Here is a 19,177-nt window from a genome sequence, read left to right on the forward strand (position 1 = left end):
TCTGGCACAAGCCGGTATTGAACCGTCTGTCGGCAGTCGCGGTGACAGTTACGATAATGCGCTGGCTGAAACGATCAATGGCCTGTACAAGGCTGAACTGATACACAGGAGAGCTCCCTGGAAAACCAGGGCTGCTGTGGAGCTGGCAACTTTGGAATGGGTTGCCTGGTATAACCATCAACGCCTGCTTGGATCTATCGGGTATATTCCTCCAGCTCAGGCTGAAGAAAACTACCGACAAACCCAGGATAATAAGACATTGATGGATATTTTACTTTAACCAAATAGCCTCCTCGATTGTCGGGACGGTTCAAAACTAAGTGACGCCCTACCCTGCAATGGCGCGGCGAGCTCTTGCGCTTGCTGTAGGCGTGTTGTTGCTGACCAGCGTCTGGTCTATCGTCGTTCGTCTGCTCTACGTTCTGCCCACAACTGCCATCGAACGATTGGATGACACGCGCTTTGAGCTCCAGCGTTTGCAGACACTCGCCGCCGAGAACAGTAATCTCACCACTGATGATTTCACTCGGATCGAACAATCGATTTCCACACTGGTATTTCCCTCATCGAATGACAATGCTGCCTTTGTTGATGCTGTTAACATGCTGATCCATGACTCGGATGTGCAATTGCTGGAACTGCGGACGGCAGATCCATTCAATGATGGGAATCTGACCCGCTTCGCGCTGGACGTACGCATAAACGCGCCCGAGGAGAAGTTAGTACATCTGTTGAAATCACTCGAACGCCACCGGCCACTCCTGATCATCGATCGTGCCGTTGTTCTGGCCACTGCTGCGGCGTCCGACGGTACTTCACCCCCCCTTTCCGTAGAACTCCGAATTTGGGCTTTTGCTGCAGAATACTGACAACTTCACCATGGCAAAGCCAATGTTCAATAGACAGACAACCATTCTGCTTGTCCTCAATACCTGTGTGATCTCGGCGTTTGTACTCATCCACTGGATAGTGTTGGATCATCCGGATGATTTATCAACAAAAAGCCGGAACGTACCGTCTGAGACCACCCCCCTGAGTATTCCAATGGAGACATTACCGAATGCGCTGGAACAGACATTATTATTTTCTTCTTCACGCACCCGTACGGTAATATCTTCTCCCGAATCCACGGTGCCTCTGGATACTGCCCCCCCGCGTCTGGTGGGTATCGTCGAAGAGGAAGGGCACAAACGATTTGCCCTGCTTGAAGATGAGACTGCCACTTCCAGAAAGCTCGTCGCGCAAGGGGATACATTCGAGACATGGATGGTGGTTTCAGTCACATCCGATGCCATTCATTTGCGAAGCCGCTCGGATATCAATGATGGAGTCCATCCATCTTCTGATATCGAGCTCCGATTAAGGCCGTCTGTCCCACCTTCCCAAAATTTCAACCCATGAATCGATTCCAGACATTCTTTATCGGAACTGCCATGCTGGCAGGGCTAAATGCGTGTTCTACGACACGACCACCTGAACCGGCTCCTATTTCGACATGGAAAATCATGCCGGCGGTACCGATGCAACCGAGCGATGCTGCGTCATCAACCTCCACTACTCCGGAGCATCCCACCGGCATCTCAACGGAGTATTTCGAAGCCGGTTGGAGAGGACCTTCATCTTCCAAGGTTGGAAAGTTTGCCTTTGCAGACACTGGCGAGCGTTTCGAACTCAACTTCAACGAAGCCGATATCCGCGGTGTAATCGATGTGGTGCTCGGGGAAATGCTCAAACTTGACTATGTCGTCTCACCTGCAGTACAGGGCCGCATTACGTTGCGGACAAGTCGCCCGGTATCGAAAGCTTCTCTACTTTCTGCCCTGGAAGCGGCGTTGGGTACGGTTTCAGCGGTAATACTGAAAGATGAGCAAACCATCAGCGTGTTGCCATGGAGTGAAGCACCTCAAAGAGTCAGACCCGCTCAGCGCTTTGCCTCTGCAATGCCTCCCACTCCCGGCTATGCTGTGGAAATCATTCCGCTCCGGTATATCAATGCAAATGACATGCAGGCGATTCTTGACTCATTCGTCCCGAAGGGAATAGTTCTGCAGGCTGATACACGTCATGGGCATCTGGTCGTTGCGGGCAGCAGTCAGGATCGCGGCGCTATTCTCCATACCATCGAAAATTTCGATGTGGATTGGCTCAATGGAATGACTTTTGCGCTCTACAAGCTTTCTCAGAGCAGGCTGGAAGCCATCGTTACGGAACTCAGAGAGATTTTCCAGGGCGAGATCGATCTTTTTACCACCCGTATCCATCTCGTACCCCTTGAGCGAATGCAAGCCGTACTCGGTGTGGCTCAGAATAAATCTGATCTCGAATTACTGCGTGAATGGATCGAGCGCCTCGATGTTTCGAAGTTAGGTGCACAACGCATTTTTGTCTATAACGTGCAGAACGGAAATGCCAAGGATCTGGTGGCGCCCCTTCGACAGGTGCTGACCGGCGAGATGCAGGCAACAACGGCTTCGGGTACAACGGTATCACCGACATCGACACCAATGTCGACACCACAGATGCCCGCAGCAGCCCCCTCTCTCTCAGCTGAACCGTCTATATCCGGTTCTCAAACGAATGTCGGTCGACTTGTTGCAATCGAAGAGAACAATTCATTGATGTTCTACGGCACTGAGGATGAGTTCCGTGTCATCCAGGAGGCGCTCAAGCAGATCGATGTGCTGCCGCGCCAGGTCATGATCGAGGCATTTCTGGCCGAAGTGACTCTGAACAACAACCTGCGCTATGGTGTTCAGTGGTTCTTCGATTCGGGTGAAAACACCGTTACACTGAGTGCAACCGATGTCGGCTCAGTGGCATCACAGTTCCCTGGCTTTTCCTATATTTACGCGGGCAAGGCAAATGCTCGCATTGTCTTGAATGCCCTTCAATCCAAAACAGAAGTAAAGATTTTATCCGCACCCAAGATTTCCGTATTGAACAACCAGAAGGCAAGCCTGCAGGTAGGCGATCAGGTTCCTATCGTGACCCAGACATCTCAAGGAACAGTAGTAAGTGGAGCGCCGGTCATCAATACGATTCAAATGCGTGATACAGGCGTCATCCTGGAGGTGATACCGCGTGTCAATGATAACGGGAATGTGATTCTCGATGTCACCCAGGAAGTAAGCGAAGTTGCACAAACCACTTCATCCGGTATTGATTCGCCAACCATCCAGCGACGGAAAATTCATAGTGTCATTGCAACCCGGGATGGCTTCACAGTCGCACTTGGCGGGCTGATCCGGGAAAATGGCAGCGCCGGCAACAGTGGTGTACCTTTGATCAAGGATGTGCCGGTCATCGGCAATCTGTTCAAGAGCAATACTTCTGATATCCGCCGTACTGAGCTGGTCGTCCTGCTTGTTCCTCATGTAATGCGTAACCAGATGGAGACACAATCGGTTGCCGACGCGTTAGTTGATGGCCTCGAGGCGGCTTCCCGTCTGGCCGAGCGTGCTCGTCTTCCTGCCCCATCACGTGCACAGTAGGGGCTTTGTCCTCCTGCATACGCTGTGGCTGCTCCTCGCAGCAGCCACCCTCATTGTGGGTTCGATGATGGCTGTTTTTTATTCAGCCGAGGAGCTTACGATCTCGGAGCGACGGCTTAGAGCCGATCTTGCACATGAATCGGCCGTGGAAATGGTTATCTATGATGTCCTGGTCAAAGGGAACAGAAGTATCTGGATAGGTGACGGTATTGTTACTCGAAATGTACAGATCAGCGAGCAAATGTTCAGTGTTTCAGTTCAGCAGGCGACAGGACTCATAGATGCCATGACATCTGATTCACGGATACTGAGTCGACTGTTGGCGTGGCTTGCCATCCCCCGGAACTCACGTGAGCCTGATTTCCTGTCAGCACGTTCGACAGGCACCCTTCGCCCTGCAACCTACACTGATTTGCAGGCAATGCTTGGTCTCAGCCATAGTGCATTTGCCTGTCTCTATCCTCACATTACATTTTACTCAGGCCGGGTGGAACCCGACTGGCGGTATGCATCGAATGATCTGGTCGAACTTGTTGGATTGAGATCCAGATCTGCCGGAACGCACTCTGTCCTGAATGACGATACGTCGTCCCATAATGTTACTGGCGCCACGCTTCGCGTGAATGTGCTTCCCGGGAATACCTCGGATGAGGCTGCAGGGCTTTCCGTCGAAGTGACGATTACCGGACAAATTGATCCCAGTCATCTCATAAGAAGCTGGAAGCGTATTACCAGGATGGATAATAGTAAGCAGTGCCGTAACCTCAACACCCAATAGCAGAAAAATAAACTACCCTGCCGCAAGCAACGGGGTAGTTTATTGATAAGGATAGTTTTCTTCCTGGAGAGCAGGAATCCGGAAGAGAGGCTGAAAGCTGCTTGTTCCTGCCTTCAGGAGTTTTGCAAAGAGGTAAATATTGTATATAGACTATTAAAGGACTATATTCAATCCTATATTTTTTGAGGATTTTTAAATGCGCTATTCAACACAGATCAGACCTATTAGTTATCTAAAAGCAAATGCCGCTGAGGTTTTAGCTTATTTAACCGAAAACAGGGAACCATTGATCATTACTCAGAATGGAGAAGCTAAAGCTGTTATCCAGGATATCGCCTCTTTTGAAGAGACACAGGAAACGTTAGCATTGCTAAAAATTCTTGCACTCGGCAATGCTGAGATCGAAGCGGGTGAAGTGCAGCCGGTACATGAGGTCATCGCAGGATTGCGTACCAGGCAGACAATAAAATAATGGCGATCCGCCAATATGAAGTACTGTTTACTCGGGGTGCTGAGCAGGATCTCGAACTGATCTACGATTATATTGTTGAATCTGATTGCAAAGCTAATGCTGACAGTGTTTTAGATCGTCTGCTGGAAGTGGTGGAAAATCTGGCTACTTTTCCCAGTCGGGGAACCTGGCCCAAGGAGCTTGTTGCGGTTGGCATCCGAGAATATCGACAGGCGATTTTTAAACCATACCGTGTAATTTACCGGGTAATTGAGCAGAAGGTGTATATCTACTTAATTGCTGATGGCCGGCGTGATATGCAATCTCTTTTAATGCACCGATTACTGGGGAAATGAGGATTGAGCCACTTAAATCGAGAAGGCGGGATAAACGAAGATTGTAAGACGGCTCATGGCAGTGATCCCAATGACAAACCGTATCAGGCGAGAAAAAGCTGGTAAGCCGGGTTGTCATTTTCATCCCAGAAGCTGTAGCCCAGTTTATCGAGGAACTCCCTGAATTCCTGTTTTTCTTCCGGCGGAACTTGTATACCGATCAGCACACGGCCGAAATCGGCACCATGATTACGATAGTGAAACAGGCTGATGTTCCAGTGGTCGCTCATGTGATTCAGAAAATTCATGAGTGCACCCGGGCGATCAGGGAATTCGAAGCGATACAAAATTTCATGCATGACTTCTCTGCTGCGCCCGCCCACCATGTGACGGATATGCAGTTTGGCCATTTCGTTATCGGTCATGTCTTCGGTTTTCAAACCGTTTTCCTGCAGAATCTCGATCAAATGTAACGATTCCTCCCGATTGCGCACTGATACACCGACAAAGACATGCGCCATCTCGGGGTCCGCATAGCGGTAATTGAATTCAGTGATATTACGAGCGCCCAGCAGATTGCAGAATTTTTTGAAGCTGCCCGGTTTTTCAGGGATCGTGACTGCGAGGATAGCTTCGCGCTGCTCACCAAGTTCTGCCCGTTCAGAAACATGACGCAAACGGTCAAAATTCATGTTCGCGCCGGAAGCAATCGCAACCAGGACTTCGTGCAGCAAGTTTTTTTGTTTGACGTATGCCTTCAACCCGGCAATTGAAAGTGCTCCCGAAGGTTCAACGATGGAGCGTGTATCCTCGAAAATATCCTTGATCGCTGCACAAATGGCATCCGAATCCACCAGGATGATGTCATCCACCAGCTCACGGCACAGCCGGAAGGTTTCCTCGCCTACCAGGCGGACAGCCACGCCATCCGCAAACAGCCCCACCTGGGAGAGTTCGACACGATAGCCTGCCTGCAGGGAGCGGTACATGGCATTTGAATCAACCGGCTCCACTCCGATCACCTTGATATCCGGTCGCAACCGTTTCACATACGCGGCAATGCCTGAAATCAGCCCTCCGCCACCGATCGGTACAAAAATTGCGTGAATCCTGCCCGGATGCTGGCGCAGAATTTCCATGGCAATCGTGCCCTGTCCGGCAATTACATCGGGATCGTCGTAAGGATGGACAAATTCAGCTTCTTTTTCTTCGGCGAGATTCCGTGCATATTCGTAGGCATCATTATAGGAATCTCCTTGCAGCAGCACGGCTGCACCCATTGCCATCACCGCATTGATTTTGATTTGCGGTGTGGTGGCCGGCATCACGATGGTGGCAGAACAGCCCAGCTTTTGTGCGGCCAGTGCCACCCCCTGTGCATGATTACCCGCTGAAGCGGCCACCACACCCTGTTGCAGTACATCCGGGGAGAGCCTGGCCATTTTGTTATAGGCGCCGCGCAGCTTGAAGGAAAAAACCCGCTGCATGTCCTCTCTTTTGAGCAATACGCGGTTATGGATACGAGCAGATAATGACGGAGCGAAATCAAGGGGCGTCTCGCTGGCAACGTCATAGACATGCGCAGTCAGTATCCTTTCGAGATAATCATTTACCATGGTAAAGTGGAAAAAACCGGGAGTATGACAGCACTGAGTGAGAAGCCGATTTCAGAGCTGGCATCAAATTCTGAAGAACCGTGAAATCTGTAGTAATCGCGCGTCACACGTTTATTGCAATCCGCGAGCAAGATCGGCCTTGAGGTCATCTGGTGATTCCAGACCTACCGCGATACGCAGCAAACCATCCCTGATTCCGGCAGCTTCACGTGCTTCCTGACTGATTCGTCCGTGAGTCGTGGTAGCAGGATGCGTCAGTGTACTTTTGGTATCACCAAGATTGGCTGTAATCGACATCAGCCGGGCGGCATCGACAACACGCCAGGCAGCCTCCCTGCCGCCTTTCACCTCGAACGAAACGATACCCCCTCCTGTTTTCTGCTGGCGCATTGCAAGCTCATGTTGCGGATGTGATGGCAGACCGGGATAAAACACACGCCCCACCCGGGGATGGGTTTCCAGCCAGCGTGCCACTTCCAGTGCATGATCCGAATGCGCCTTTACTCTAAGGCTCAATGTTTCCATCCCTTTCAGGATGATCCAGGCATTGAATGCACTCAGAGACGGGCCGGCAGTACGCAGAAAACTGAATATGCCGCTGTCCATGAGTAAATCACGTTTACCCAGGATGGCCCCCCCCAGTACTCTGCCCTGCCCGTCCAGATATTTCGTTGCTGAATGAATCACCAGATCCGCACCCAGCTTGAGTGGCTGCTGTATGATCGGCGTACAGAAACAGTTATCCACTGCCAGCCACACACCGGCTCGTTTGGCTATTTCTGCCAGTGCAGCAATATCGGAAATCTCAGTCAGCGGATTGGAAGGTGTTTCCAGGAAAAACAACCTGGTGTTGGGCCTGACTGCAGCCTGCCATTCAGCAGGATCCGTCGCTGAAACAAATGTCGTTTGAATACCGAAGCGACTGAGAATATTGTTGAACAGACTGACAGTAGATCCAAACAGGCTGCGAGAAGCAACGATATGATCCCCGGCAGACAACAGGCCCATGACACAGGTGAGAATGGCAGACATACCGGAAGCAGTCGCAATACAGGCTTCTGCACCCTCCAGAACAGCCAGCCGTTCCTGCATTGCAGTCACGGTCGGGTTAGTGAAACGCGAATAGATATTCCCGGGCTCTTGTCCGGAAAAACGCGCTGCAGCCTGGGCAGCACTGTCAAATACAAAACTCGAGGTCAGGTAAAGTGATTCCGAATGTTCATTGAATTGACTGCGGTGAACACCGGTATGAATGGCCAGTGTTTCCGGATCCAGATCGTTCGTCATGATTGTTCTTTTATGATTAATCCGTTGATAACAGAGCTAAATCAAGCTGAGTAGTACGCTCACCCTGAGACAGGCCGGGATTGTTGCGTTGTGACTCGATTCTGCAGAGATATTCCTGAGTGATATTGCCTGCGATGTATCGTCCATCGAAACAGGATGTTTCAAAATGCCTGATCTGTGGATCGATCTGAGTGATTGCCTGCCTGAGCGCATCCAGATTCTGATAAACCAGATAATCCGCACCGATTTCACGACATATTTCCTCATCGGTTCGATCTGTTGCAATCAGTTCCTGACGAGTTGGCATATCGATACCGTAAACATTAGGAAAACGTACCGGGGGTGCGGCCGAAGCAAAGTAAACTTTGTTGGCACCAGCCTCACGCGCCATCTGGACGATTTCCCGACTGGTGGTTCCACGCACGATGGAATCATCGACCAGCAGGATATTCTTGCCGCGAAATTCTATTTCGATCGCATTCAGCTTCTGCCTGACCGATTTCCGGCGTTGTTGCTGGCCTGGCATAATAAAGGTTCTGCCCACATAACGATTCTTGACGAACCCTTCCCTGAAACTGATCCCAAGACGGTTGGCAAGCTGCATGGCACTCGGACGGCTGGATTCCGGAATCGGAATGACGACATCGATATCGAGATGTTGCATGGAAGTACTGATCTTGTCCGCCAGATTGATACCCATGTTGAGGCGGGTTTCATAAACCGATATTCCATCCAGCATCGAATCAGGCCGGGCGAGATAAACGTACTCAAAAATACAGGGATTCAGGCTGGGTAGAGCAGCGCACTGATGACTGTAGAAATGCCCTTCCATATCGATAAAAATGGCTTCCCCGGGAGCAACATCGCGGATGAGACGAAAACCCAGCGTATCCAACGCAACACTCTCGGAAGCCACCATGTACTCGGTACCCGCATCTGTTTCTACTGAACCGAACACGAGCGGCCTGATTCCGTACGGATCGCGGAATGCGAGCAGACCATAGCCTGCAATCATGGCAATAACGGCATAGGCACCCTGACAGCGTTCGTGTACACCGGCTACTGCCGAGAAAATCTCAGCCAGGTCAAGCTGATAACCGACGGCACGTTCCTGCAACTCGTGCGCCAGTACATTCAGCAATACTTCTGAATCGGAATGCGTATTGACGTGACGCCGGTCTGCAAGAAACAGTTCCTGATTGAGGGTTTCCGCATTGGTCAGATTACCGTTATGGGCCAGCACGATACCAAACGGGGAATTTACGTAAAAAGGCTGTGCTTCAGCAGGAGAGGTTGAAGATCCCGCCGTGGGGTAGCGTACATGGCCGATTCCCATGTACCCCGGCAGCGCACGCATATCCCGGGTACGGAAAACATCCCGTACCAGACCGAGACCTTTATGCATGTGAAAGCTGTTACCTTGTGCAGTAACGATACCGGCAGCATCCTGACCACGGTGCTGCAGCATCAACAGACCATCATAGAGCAACTGATTGGCGGGTGACCGGGCTACCACGCCTAAAATTCCACACATAGCGAACTCGCTGAAAAAAGTGGATCATAAAACTTCCTGCAACTGACTGCCGTATCTGTATGAGCCACGAGATACGAATTTCTTATTCGGTCACGACATGAATGTTAGCTGTTTCTGTCGAAGCCAATGAGATTTCTGAAATCCTGAGGTAACCAGGGAATGATATCTGCTGTCATTACTTCCAGAGGTTCGCTCAGTACCGCCTGTTTCCAGAAGGGCTGTTGCGGCAGTGGCGTAAAACCGGCCGCTGTTATCAGAAACAATACGATCACCAGCCCGCGAATCATCCCGAATAGTGCCCCCAGCATCCTGTCTATCAGACCGAGCCCCACTCCCCTCACCAGTGCGGACAGCAGTTTGGACGCCAGCATCGTGATCAGGAGAACGATGAAAAATGTCGCGCTGAATGCGACCAGCATGCGTATGGATTCGTTCTCGACCATACCTGCCAGCAAAGGTGCCACATTGATTGAATAACGGCTGGCGGCAAAGAATGCAATGATCCAGGCAAGAAGCGACACTATTTCATGTACCAGACCGCGCGTAATACTCAGCAAGGCTGAGAAAGATATGATTCCAATAACGATGTAATCAAAAACGGTCATTTAGTCGTCACGACACCGCTCAAACCGGTCTTTTTCAAGCGTTCATGCTCTGCTTCGGCAGCGTCCCGTGTGGCAAACGGGCCGATACGCACGCGAGTCATTTCATTGTTGCCGACCTTGATCGTCTCGGTATATGCCCTGATTCCGTTTGCAACGAGATTCTGCTGTTGCTGCTTTGCTTTGGAAACATCGGAAAATGCACCCAATTGTATGACAAATGCACCTTCCTGTACTTTCACATTGTTACTGGCAGGCACCTTCTCCTGCACAACCGGCGCCGGAACCGAAGCCGGAGTGGATTTTACAAACGGTGGTTTTTTTGCAGGAACCGGTATTCCACTCGTGCTTCTACCACTTTCTATTTTCCCGGAGTACTCGGAGTCACTGAAAGGTAACGGTTTATCCGGATCAGATGCAATCTCTGCTTCATCAATGGCTGGAGCATTTTCCGGAGTCATCCACGGATAAGTTTCTGCTGTCAGTTCTTCGGAAGGAATCTGGATATCGATCTGCTGTTGTTCCTGCTGAGGTGCATCATCGAGAATCATGGGCAGGAAGACAACCGACAGAATCACGAATGTAACGGCACCGATAAAGCGTCTTCTGGCACGCTTCCTCAGAAGAATTTCTTCTTCACTGACATTTTTGATCATTTTTGATTATCCGCTCATCTTTAAGAATCTGATTCGCCTAAACCCGTCATCACTGGGCTAACGGTATGGAACGACCCGAATACGCATATTCTATCATCATCACTGGCATGTTCATGTGCGTAAACATAGGCACTCTGCACATCCGGGAACGCATGCAGAATATTCCGCCGTTCAACACCGGCCTCTTCGAGTGCCTGCAGGACTTCATTCGCCGATGCACCTCTCGCTACATCCAGACCCGAGATCAGCCAGCAATCCACATTGTTTTTCAGTGCCCGAAGCGTGCCGGCCATATCCTTGTCTTTCAGCATCCCTACCACTGCATAAGTACACCCTTTTACCGGCAGAGTTTCCAGATTGGCCGACAATCTGCGAGCTGCTGCCGGATTATGCGCCACGTCCAGAATGATCACAGGTCGTGCTGAAATCATTTGAAATCTGCCCGCCAGGGTGACTTCGACCAATCCACGACGGATGGCATCCATCGGGACAGGAAATACCTCTTCCAGGACGTCCAGTGCAGCCAACACTGCACTCGCGTTTTGCAATTGACAGTCTCCCTTGAGAGCCGGCAGCGGTAAGCTGCAATGACGCCCGGACACGCCTTGATAGCGCCATTGTAGATGATCTGCGGTATAGCTGAAAGCTTCATCGATACAGTAGAGTCTGACATTCATGGCTCGCATCTTTTCGCGAAGATTGCCGGGGATATCCGGTTCGGCACAGATCGCCGGTTTGTCTGCCCGGAAGATACCGATCTTCTCCTGACCGATGGCTTCCCGTGTCGATCCGAGGTAATCCGTATGATCCAGATCGATACTGGTCAGAATCGCACAGTCGGTATCGAACACATTGACTGCATCCAGGCGCCCCCCCAACCCGACTTCCAGGATGGCCACATCCACACGCGACCGCAGGAATATCAGCATGGCAGCCAGGGTACCGAATTCAAAATAGGTCAGCGTAGTCTGAACTGATTCACGTGCAGATTCAATTTCAGCGAATACCTCACACAGGACTTCATCGGTGATTTCATGTCGATCGATCCGTATCCGCTCGTTGTAACGCAACAAGTGCGGTGAGGTATAACACCCCACCCGGTAGGATGCGCAGCCGAGTATCGACTCAAGCATCGCGCAGACTGAGCCTTTGCCATTTGTGCCGGCAATGGTAATGACGGGAAACTCCGGCTTCAATTTCAAGGCATCTCTGACTTTCTTCACCCGTTCCAGACCCATATCGATCATTTTAGGGTGAAGTTTTTCGAGATAGCTTAACCAGCTCTCCAGGGTTGCTGGTCGGATATCAATCATCGATCTGAATGAGGAGGAGTAAAGGAAGTATTGCCGCCATGGCAAACAGCAGACTTACATGGTCGCTTTCATTTGACATGGCAGCCGTTCAAAGGGTAACAGCGGGTTTCAAGCAATCCGGATTTGATCCGCGACCGAATCAACAACCATCAGGGATCTGCAGGCACGGCAGTCGGTAATACAGGAACCGGGATACGCATTAGTAACGTGCAGAGATTTGCCAGCCGATCACGTATTTCGCGGCGATCGATGATCAGATCTATGGCACCATGCGCCAGTAAAAACTCTGCTCGCTGAAAACCTTCGGGTAATGTTTGGCGTACGGTTTGCTCGATGACACGCGGTCCGGCAAAACCGATCAGCGCTCCAGGCTCGGCAATCACGACATCACCGATGAATGCGAAACTGGCAGAGACTCCTCCCATCGTAGGATCTGTCAGCACAGAAATAAAAGGCAGCCGCTCTTTGCTCAACTGCTCCAGTGCTGCGGTCGTCTTCGCCATTTGCATCAGCGAAAACAAGCCTTCCTGCATACGGGCCCCCCCGCTTGCACTGAAACAGATGAAAGGCAGATGATGTGTAACACAGGCTTTTACAGCACGGACGAAACGCTCACCAACCACGGATCCCATGGATCCACCCATAAAACCAAATTCGAAAACAGCAGCAACAACCGGGACTGATTTGATATTGCCACGCATGGCCACCAGTGAATCTGTCTCGCCAGTAGCTTCATGTGCATCGCTCAGCCTGTCCGTATAGCGTTTGCTGTCACGAAATTTCAGGGGATCCTGCGGAATGATATCGGTACCGATTTCATGGCGATCCTGAGAATCCAGTAACAGTTCGAGACGCTTGCGGGCTGAAATGCGGTTGTGGTGACCACATTTGGGACAAACATTGAGATTTTTTGCCAGATCGGTACAGTAAAGTACAGCCTCGCAACTGGCACATTTGCTCCACAAGCCTTCGGGAACGGCCTTTTTCTCACCGTTCTCCTTACGTTTGATTTTGGGTGGAATGATGCTTTCAAACCAACTCATACATCACTTCTCCGTAATAGAAGAATGATCGGATTTTGCGTCGATTGCACGCCGCAAAGACTCTACCAGGGCTCCCACATTCGCCAGCAGATCCGCCGCTGGAGAGTGTTCGATTTCTTCCACGATGCGGCTGCCTATGACTACCGCATCAGCCTGTTCTGCAATACGCCGTGCCGTTTGTTCATCTCGTATACCGAAACCTACTCCAATCGGAATGTTGATGTACGAACGAAGCTGCGACAGTTTGTCGCCAACCTCATGCAAATCAAGATGTGAAGCGCCCGTAACTCCCTTCAGAGAAACATAATAGACGTACCCTCTGGCAAGCTCCGCAACCCGCCTGATGCGTGACTCAGGTGTCGTGGGAGATAACAGAAAAATCGGATCGATGTTCTGCTCTTTCAAATAGCGCACCCATTCAGTACATTCTTCCGGCGGATAATCGACGACCAGAACACCATCGACTCCGGCATGGCCGGCTGTTTGCACAAAATCTTTATAGCCCATGGCCTCGATCGGGTTGGCATATCCCATGAGGACCACCGGTGTACTCTGATTGGTTTTTCTGAACTCGGCCACCATGGAAAATACATCTTTCAGACTGATGTGATGTTTCAATGCACGCTCTGAAGAGCGCTGTATGGTTGGCCCGTCCGCCATGGGATCAGAAAACGGGACTCCCAGTTCGATCAGATCCACTCCGGCCTGCGTCAACCGGTGCATCAACGCCACTGTCGTAGTTGCGTCAGGATCACCCGCCGTGATGAAGGGAATGAGCGCAGCTCTATTCTGTGATTTGAGCTGGGAAAAGACAGATTGGATACGATTCATTTGACAGATGATCAGAAAAATTCAGGCAGGATGAGGTTCATGGGCTGCCCGGTTAGAGCGAAATGCCCGACTGCTGCGCTACCGTTGCCATATCCTTGTCTCCACGGCCGGACAGATTGACCAGAAGCAACTGGTCTTTATTGAGCGTTGGTGCGAGTTTGGCTGCATAAGCCAGGGCATGGCTGGATTCCAGAGCAGGAATGATGCCCTCGAACCGGCAAAGTGCATGAAATGCAGCCAGTGCTTCATCATCCGTCACAGCCACATACTCGGCACGGCCACAATCCTTGAGCCATGCATGCTCCGGTCCTACACCCGGATAATCCAGGCCGGCAGAAATTGAATGTGTCTCGATGATCTGACCGTTCTCATCTTGTATCAGATAAGTACGATTACCATGCAGCACACCCGGTCTGCCCGTCACCAGCGTGGCTGCGTGCTCGTGTGTATCGATCCCTTTGCCGGCAGCTTCCACACCGATCATCCGGACATTTTCTTCATCAATATAAGGATAGAACAGGCCAATGGCGTTGGATCCCCCTCCCACGCATGCGATCAGAGCATCCGGCTGTCTGCCATACTCTTCCCGCATCTGTTGCCTGGCCTCATTCCCGATAATTGCCTGAAAATCTCTGACCATCATTGGATAAGGATGTGGCCCTGCCACCGTTCCAATGATGTAGTAAGTGTTACTTACGTTGGTAACCCAGTCACGCATGGCTTCATTCAATGCGTCCTTGAGTGTGCACGAACCTGAATCGACCGGAATGACCGTGGCTCCGAGCAACTTCATACGATAAACGTTGGTGGCCTGTCGTTTGACATCCTCGGAACCCATGTATACGACACATTCCATTCCGTACCGGGCAGCAACGGTAGCACTGGCCACCCCATGCTGACCAGCACCCGTTTCAGCGATGATGCGACCTTTTCCCATTCGCCTTGCAAGCAAAGCCTGACCCACGGTATTGTTTACCTTGTGTGCGCCTGTGTGATTGAGGTCTTCACGTTTCAGCAGGATTTGTGCGCCCCCCAGATGTTCTGACCAGCGTTTGGCGTGGTAAATGGGACTGGGGCGACCTACATAGTGCTTGAGCTCATGAAAAAACTCTGCCTGAAATTCGGCATCATCACGATAGTATTCATACTGCTTACACAGCTCATCCAGGGCGGAAATCAGGGTTTCAGCCACGAATGTACCGCCATACGGGCCAAAATGGCCACGTTTATCAGGAAGATCGTACATCTTCACAGGACCTCACTCTTTGCATGAAAGCAGAAATTTTGTTCACATCCTTGATACCTTTGGCGACCTCGACACCACTCGAAACATCGATTGCTGACAGATGTGTCTGTCCGATGGCATCGGTAATATTGCCGGGATGAAGTCCGCCGGACAGTATCCATGGCAACGGCAACTCTGCGGGAATGAGTTTCCAATCGAACACATGGCCAGTCCCCCCTGGTATTCCTGCTGTATAAGCATCCAGCAATAATCCTCTGGCTCCCGCGTAATGTTGCGCGTATTGTAGCAAATCCAGCCCGTCCCGGACACGAACAGCTTTGATATACGGCAGATGAAACCGGCTGCAGAAATCGGCAGATTCATCCCCATGAAACTGCAGGAGATCAAGCCCGGCAGTGGCACTGGTCTCCTCCACCCACGATTTATCAGGATTTACATACACACCTACCGCCCGTACGAACGGGGGCAGGCATTTCACGATCCGGCCCGCTTCTTCAGGTGAAATATATCGTTCACTCTGCGGCCATAAAATAAAGCCGATGGCATCCGCACCATGTTGCACAGCAGCCATGGCATCTTCCAGGCGGGTAATACCGCATATTTTTACACGGATGCGCACTCAATCTCCTTTTGGCACTCTGCCGGATTCTCCGGATAGTTATGCTCTGAATCGTTCTATATGATATCCAGCGGCCGGGTAACGTTAAAAACAGGCAAATTCCATCTGGCATCATATCGGACACCAGACAAATACAATCCATCCGGCGAGAATGTCGGCGCGGCAAGTGTACGGTCACGTTTTTCCAGGAGTATCCGCATCCATTCAGGAGGATATTTTCCCCGGCCAATATAGACCAATCCGCCGAGAATGTTTCGAACCATATGATGCAGAAATGCATTGGCACAGAATTCAAAAACGAAAAGCTGCTGATGCTGGCTGATATTCAGCCTGGTAAGCTGCCGTATGGCAGTTCTCGACTGACACTCCGATGAACGAAATGCACTGAAATCATGTTTGCCAATCAGCAGCTTTGCTGCCATCTGCATTTTCTCAAGATCGAGCGGGTAATGGACCCACCCGATTTTTCCGTGATGAATACCGGGACGGGCAGGACGACTCAACAGATAATACAAATAGGTACGCTCGGTTGCACTAAAACGGGCATGGAAATCATCACTGACTTCCGAAGCTTCCAATATCGAAATATCACCTGGCAAAAGTGCGTTGGTTCCTCTGATCCAGGCATTCAAAGGCCGTCGTACACAGGTCTCAAGATGCACCACCTGACATAATGCATGCACGCCTGCATCAGTTCTCCCTGCTGCGACAACCTGTATCTGTCTGCCTGCAACCCCTGATAAAGCACTCTCCAGTCGGCTCTGTACAGAAAGGCAGCCGGGCTGTTTTTGCCAGCCACAATAGCCACGGCCGTCATATTCCAGCGCCAGAACGATTTTCACGAAAAAATGTTTATTCCTTTTAGGTGGTATCACTGTCATCCCGATTTGAAGACATAGAAAACCACCTGACCAGAATGGTCAATATAAGAATCTATTCAGATCAAAAGAGGTTTGTATTTCTTCTGGATCACCAGAAATGTTCCCGGCAGACCAGAGGCTCAACTTATTTGATCCAGCATGGAACGAGCCGTGGATTGTTGTTCATCATCACCTTCGCGCAGCACTTCTTCAAGAATTTCCCTGGCTCCGTCCCTATCATCCATTTCAAGATAGGCTTTGGCCAGATCGAGTTTAGTCGCGACTTCCTGCCACTGCATTTCCTCAGCTTCAGAATATTCACCCGATTGAAACTTCGTATCAGACTTATCTCCCAGATCAAGATCAATATTTGCCAGATTGGAACCCAAATCCGACAATTCATTCTTCACACGCGATTCCGATTCTTGAGCTTCCGTGTCAACCGGAAGATCCAGATCAAAATCGATCTGATGCTCGTCATGCAATGAAACAAATTCTTCAACAGTATCCTGCTGTTGCACTGAATCGGGCTTACGCTCCAGACCGGTATCAGTGGCCGTGAAAATCCACTGCTCACCTATATCATCTTTATCATTTTCTCCGGTTTCAACGATGGCCTCTTGCTTGTATTCAGTCTGATCAGGCTCTTCCGTATCAATTTTGATCTCATAACCCAATTCATCCAGTTCGTTGAATGTCGCATCCTCTTCTTCCTGAATCTGGCTGGCTGAATCATCGAGAAAAGAATCTTCTGTGATCCTCTCATCCTGCCTGCTTCCAAAAAACAACCCCGGATCGACATCAGTGTGATCGTCAGTCGAACTGGAATTTTCCATCATTATCGGGCCAGCAGCCTGTTGGGCTGATCCAATCGTACTCTCCGAACTTTCCAGATTTTCTAAACCAGATGGCATGGCTTCAGCCATTACTGATGTTCCCGAGCCATTATCCTTCTCATTAAAATCATATAGATCATCTTCAGCGTTCAGATCCTCTGTCTGTGCTCTTCTGCGGCGAACCACCGATGCTCCGAGAGCAATCGTCAGCAATGTCGCCAGACCACCAACAACCCATTCACTGTTCTCCATCGCAGACTCAACCAGTGTATCCATCAAAGCAGGCTCCTCTGATACAGGGTCGGCTGGCTGGAGAGATTTAGCCGACGACATCGGATTAACCGGCTGTACAGGAATGGTAACAGGCAATGCCGATTTTTCCGGAGTCTGAGCAGCTGATTCAGAAGTCTCAGCCACGGTTCCGGTCTGATCAGTTATTACAGGAACTGGTTGCAGGTCAGATACATGTTGAGCCTGATCTAATTCAGCTTGCCCCTTGTTCCCGGAAGCCTCCTCTTTCAACTCCAGCAGGCGCTGTAATTTGGCGACATTCTGCTCCAGAATGGCCACTCGCTCATTCGCTTCACGCAATGCCCGCTCTTTTGCAATCGCATCTTCTTCCATCATGTGCAAATAGTTCTGAGCAGTCTTGCTTTCAGCACTTTTGACAGATGAGTGGCTGTCATCCAGCAATTCACCTTTCGAAAGAATCAGCACCTCTTCCGGTTTGCCTGATCCTGCAACCGAAGTATCTTCAGAAACGGTTATGATTTTTCCCGATTGAGACTGTTTCAGCTCGTTCTTTCCTGGTGCATCGCCGGCCAGATCCGCAATTCTCTGACGATAACTGTTCCAGCTTTCTTTCTGCACCGCTACTTCACGAGCAGCTTCTTTAACCGTAATGGACGATATCTCTTCCTCGTCGGGAATGCGCAGAATGACGCCCACCTTGAGCAGATTCATATTCTTTTCGAGGAAAGCATCTCTGTTCGCACGATACAGCGCAACCAGCATGTGATTGAGACTGACGCTATCAGGGGATACCTGTCTTGCAATTCTGCTCAAGGTATCTCCCTGCATAACCGGACCATAGGTATTACCAGTCTGAACGGCTGATTTCTCCTGAGATACCGGCTGCCTTTCTGCTTTAACGAAAGGCTGCGTTTCCCCCGCAGCAGTTGCAGCAGAATCTTCTGCCTGGTTGCCGGCTGATTGTATAACCGGCGGCGCAGTGGCCGGTTTTCGGGTATCGGCAGGATCAAGCAGAACGTTGTACTCACGTAGCATACGCCCCGAGGATGAGTGAAGCTCGATCAGTAATTTAAGAAAAGGTTCACTGATTGCCTGTGATGAAACCACGCGAACATAAGGCTGCCCATCCGTTCGTTTTTCCACAGCCACGGACAAGGTCGCATGATAGGGGGCAAGATTGATACCTGCTTTCTGAAAAATTTTGGGTGAAGCAAGCCTGGCAGATAGTGTATTGATTTCTTTATCAGTTACAGATTCCAGAGCTATCTCTGCTTTGAGGGGCTGACCAAGATATGAGCTCACGGTCAATTTTCCCAGACCAGCCGCCTGGACGACCCAGACGGACATAAGCATACCTGTCAAAAATGCTTTGTATAAAACGCAAGGAGATATATCCCTGGCCCTGAAATTCATTATCTTCACACGAA

At 50.5% G+C, this 19,177-nt stretch carries 19 protein-coding genes; 7 read left to right on the forward strand and 12 right to left on the reverse strand.

The annotated features are described in order from the left end of the window. From B5D58_RS00920 to B5D58_RS00950, 7 genes are all read left to right on the forward strand, one after another. Window positions 1–280: integrase core domain-containing protein (locus B5D58_RS00920; RefSeq protein ID WP_143779540.1), on the forward strand; the 280-nt coding region annotated here is incomplete at its 5' end. Window positions 281–320: 40 nt separating this feature from the next. Beyond that, window positions 321–869, forward strand: a complete 549-nt coding sequence (gene gspM / locus B5D58_RS00925) for a type II secretion system protein GspM (RefSeq protein WP_143023659.1) — start codon at window positions 321–323, stop codon at window positions 867–869. Between the two features lie 22 nt (window positions 870–891). Beyond that, on the forward strand, window positions 892–1,401 hold the full coding sequence (locus B5D58_RS00930; protein WP_143023658.1) for a hypothetical protein: 510 nt from the start codon (window positions 892–894) through the stop codon (window positions 1,399–1,401). Further along, window positions 1,398–3,491 carry a type II secretion system secretin GspD gene (gspD, locus tag B5D58_RS00935; RefSeq protein WP_011111326.1) on the forward strand — a complete coding sequence of 698 codons (2,094 nt, stop codon included), beginning with the start codon at window positions 1,398–1,400 and terminating at the stop codon, window positions 3,489–3,491. The genes B5D58_RS00930 and gspD overlap by 4 nt, the downstream gene beginning before the upstream one ends. A gap of 67 nt (window positions 3,492–3,558) precedes the next feature. Further along, window positions 3,559–4,269, forward strand: a complete 711-nt coding sequence (locus B5D58_RS00940; RefSeq protein ID WP_234988946.1) for a hypothetical protein — start codon at window positions 3,559–3,561, stop codon at window positions 4,267–4,269. A gap of 196 nt (window positions 4,270–4,465) precedes the next feature. Next, the gene (locus B5D58_RS00945; RefSeq protein WP_011111324.1) at window positions 4,466–4,741 is read left to right on the forward strand and encodes a type II toxin-antitoxin system Phd/YefM family antitoxin; all 276 of its coding nucleotides are present in this window, start codon (window positions 4,466–4,468) and stop codon (window positions 4,739–4,741) included. Further along, entirely contained in the window at window positions 4,741–5,076 is a 336-nt protein-coding gene (locus tag B5D58_RS00950; RefSeq protein ID WP_011111323.1) for a type II toxin-antitoxin system RelE/ParE family toxin, read from the forward strand. Before B5D58_RS00945 ends, B5D58_RS00950 begins: the two co-directional genes overlap by 1 nt. A gap of 83 nt (window positions 5,077–5,159) precedes the next feature. Here B5D58_RS00950 and ilvA read toward each other — a convergent pair whose 3' ends face one another. From ilvA to B5D58_RS01010, 12 genes are all read right to left on the reverse strand, one after another. After that, on the reverse strand, window positions 5,160–6,671 hold the full coding sequence (gene ilvA, locus B5D58_RS00955; RefSeq protein WP_011111322.1) for a threonine ammonia-lyase, biosynthetic: 1,512 nt from the start codon (window positions 6,669–6,671) through the stop codon (window positions 5,160–5,162). A gap of 111 nt (window positions 6,672–6,782) precedes the next feature. After that, on the reverse strand, window positions 6,783–7,958 hold the full coding sequence (locus B5D58_RS00960) for an O-succinylhomoserine sulfhydrylase (RefSeq protein ID WP_011111321.1): 1,176 nt from the start codon (window positions 7,956–7,958) through the stop codon (window positions 6,783–6,785). Between the two features lie 16 nt (window positions 7,959–7,974). Further along, window positions 7,975–9,492, reverse strand: a complete 1,518-nt coding sequence (gene purF / locus B5D58_RS00965) for an amidophosphoribosyltransferase (protein WP_011111320.1) — start codon at window positions 9,490–9,492, stop codon at window positions 7,975–7,977. A gap of 104 nt (window positions 9,493–9,596) precedes the next feature. Continuing rightward, a complete protein-coding gene (locus B5D58_RS00970) occupies window positions 9,597–10,097 on the reverse strand; it encodes a CvpA family protein (RefSeq protein WP_011111319.1) in 501 nt (166 codons plus the stop codon). Continuing rightward, on the reverse strand, window positions 10,094–10,750 hold the full coding sequence (locus tag B5D58_RS00975; protein WP_011111318.1) for an SPOR domain-containing protein: 657 nt from the start codon (window positions 10,748–10,750) through the stop codon (window positions 10,094–10,096). Before B5D58_RS00975 ends, B5D58_RS00970 begins: the two co-directional genes overlap by 4 nt. Before the next feature lie 20 nt (window positions 10,751–10,770). Then, a complete protein-coding gene (gene folC, locus B5D58_RS00980; protein WP_011111317.1) occupies window positions 10,771–12,063 on the reverse strand; it encodes a bifunctional tetrahydrofolate synthase/dihydrofolate synthase in 1,293 nt (430 codons plus the stop codon). 149 nt (window positions 12,064–12,212) lie between these two features. Beyond that, a complete protein-coding gene (gene accD / locus B5D58_RS00985) occupies window positions 12,213–13,106 on the reverse strand; it encodes an acetyl-CoA carboxylase, carboxyltransferase subunit beta (RefSeq protein ID WP_011111316.1) in 894 nt (297 codons plus the stop codon). 3 nt (window positions 13,107–13,109) lie between these two features. Then, window positions 13,110–13,937, reverse strand: a complete 828-nt coding sequence (trpA, locus tag B5D58_RS00990) for a tryptophan synthase subunit alpha (RefSeq protein ID WP_011111315.1) — start codon at window positions 13,935–13,937, stop codon at window positions 13,110–13,112. Between the two features lie 52 nt (window positions 13,938–13,989). Continuing rightward, the gene (gene trpB, locus B5D58_RS00995; protein WP_198407859.1) at window positions 13,990–15,189 is read right to left on the reverse strand and encodes a tryptophan synthase subunit beta; all 1,200 of its coding nucleotides are present in this window, start codon (window positions 15,187–15,189) and stop codon (window positions 13,990–13,992) included. Then, complete coding sequence (locus B5D58_RS01000) at window positions 15,167–15,802, reverse strand: phosphoribosylanthranilate isomerase (protein WP_011111313.1); 636 nt, start codon at window positions 15,800–15,802, stop codon at window positions 15,167–15,169. Before B5D58_RS01000 ends, trpB begins: the two co-directional genes overlap by 23 nt. Window positions 15,803–15,858: 56 nt before the next feature. Further along, window positions 15,859–16,644 (reverse strand): tRNA pseudouridine(38-40) synthase TruA, encoded by a 786-nt coding sequence (gene truA / locus B5D58_RS01005; protein WP_041356500.1) that lies wholly within the window; start codon window positions 16,642–16,644, stop codon window positions 15,859–15,861. 158 nt (window positions 16,645–16,802) lie between these two features. Further along, on the reverse strand, window positions 16,803–19,097 hold the full coding sequence (locus B5D58_RS01010) for a motility hub landmark protein FimV (protein ID WP_011111311.1): 2,295 nt from the start codon (window positions 19,095–19,097) through the stop codon (window positions 16,803–16,805). Window positions 19,098–19,177: the final 80 nt, after the last annotated feature.

The sequence above is a fragment of the Nitrosomonas europaea genome, from assembly GCF_900167395.1.
GTDB classification, from domain to species: domain Bacteria; phylum Pseudomonadota; class Gammaproteobacteria; order Burkholderiales; family Nitrosomonadaceae; genus Nitrosomonas; species Nitrosomonas europaea.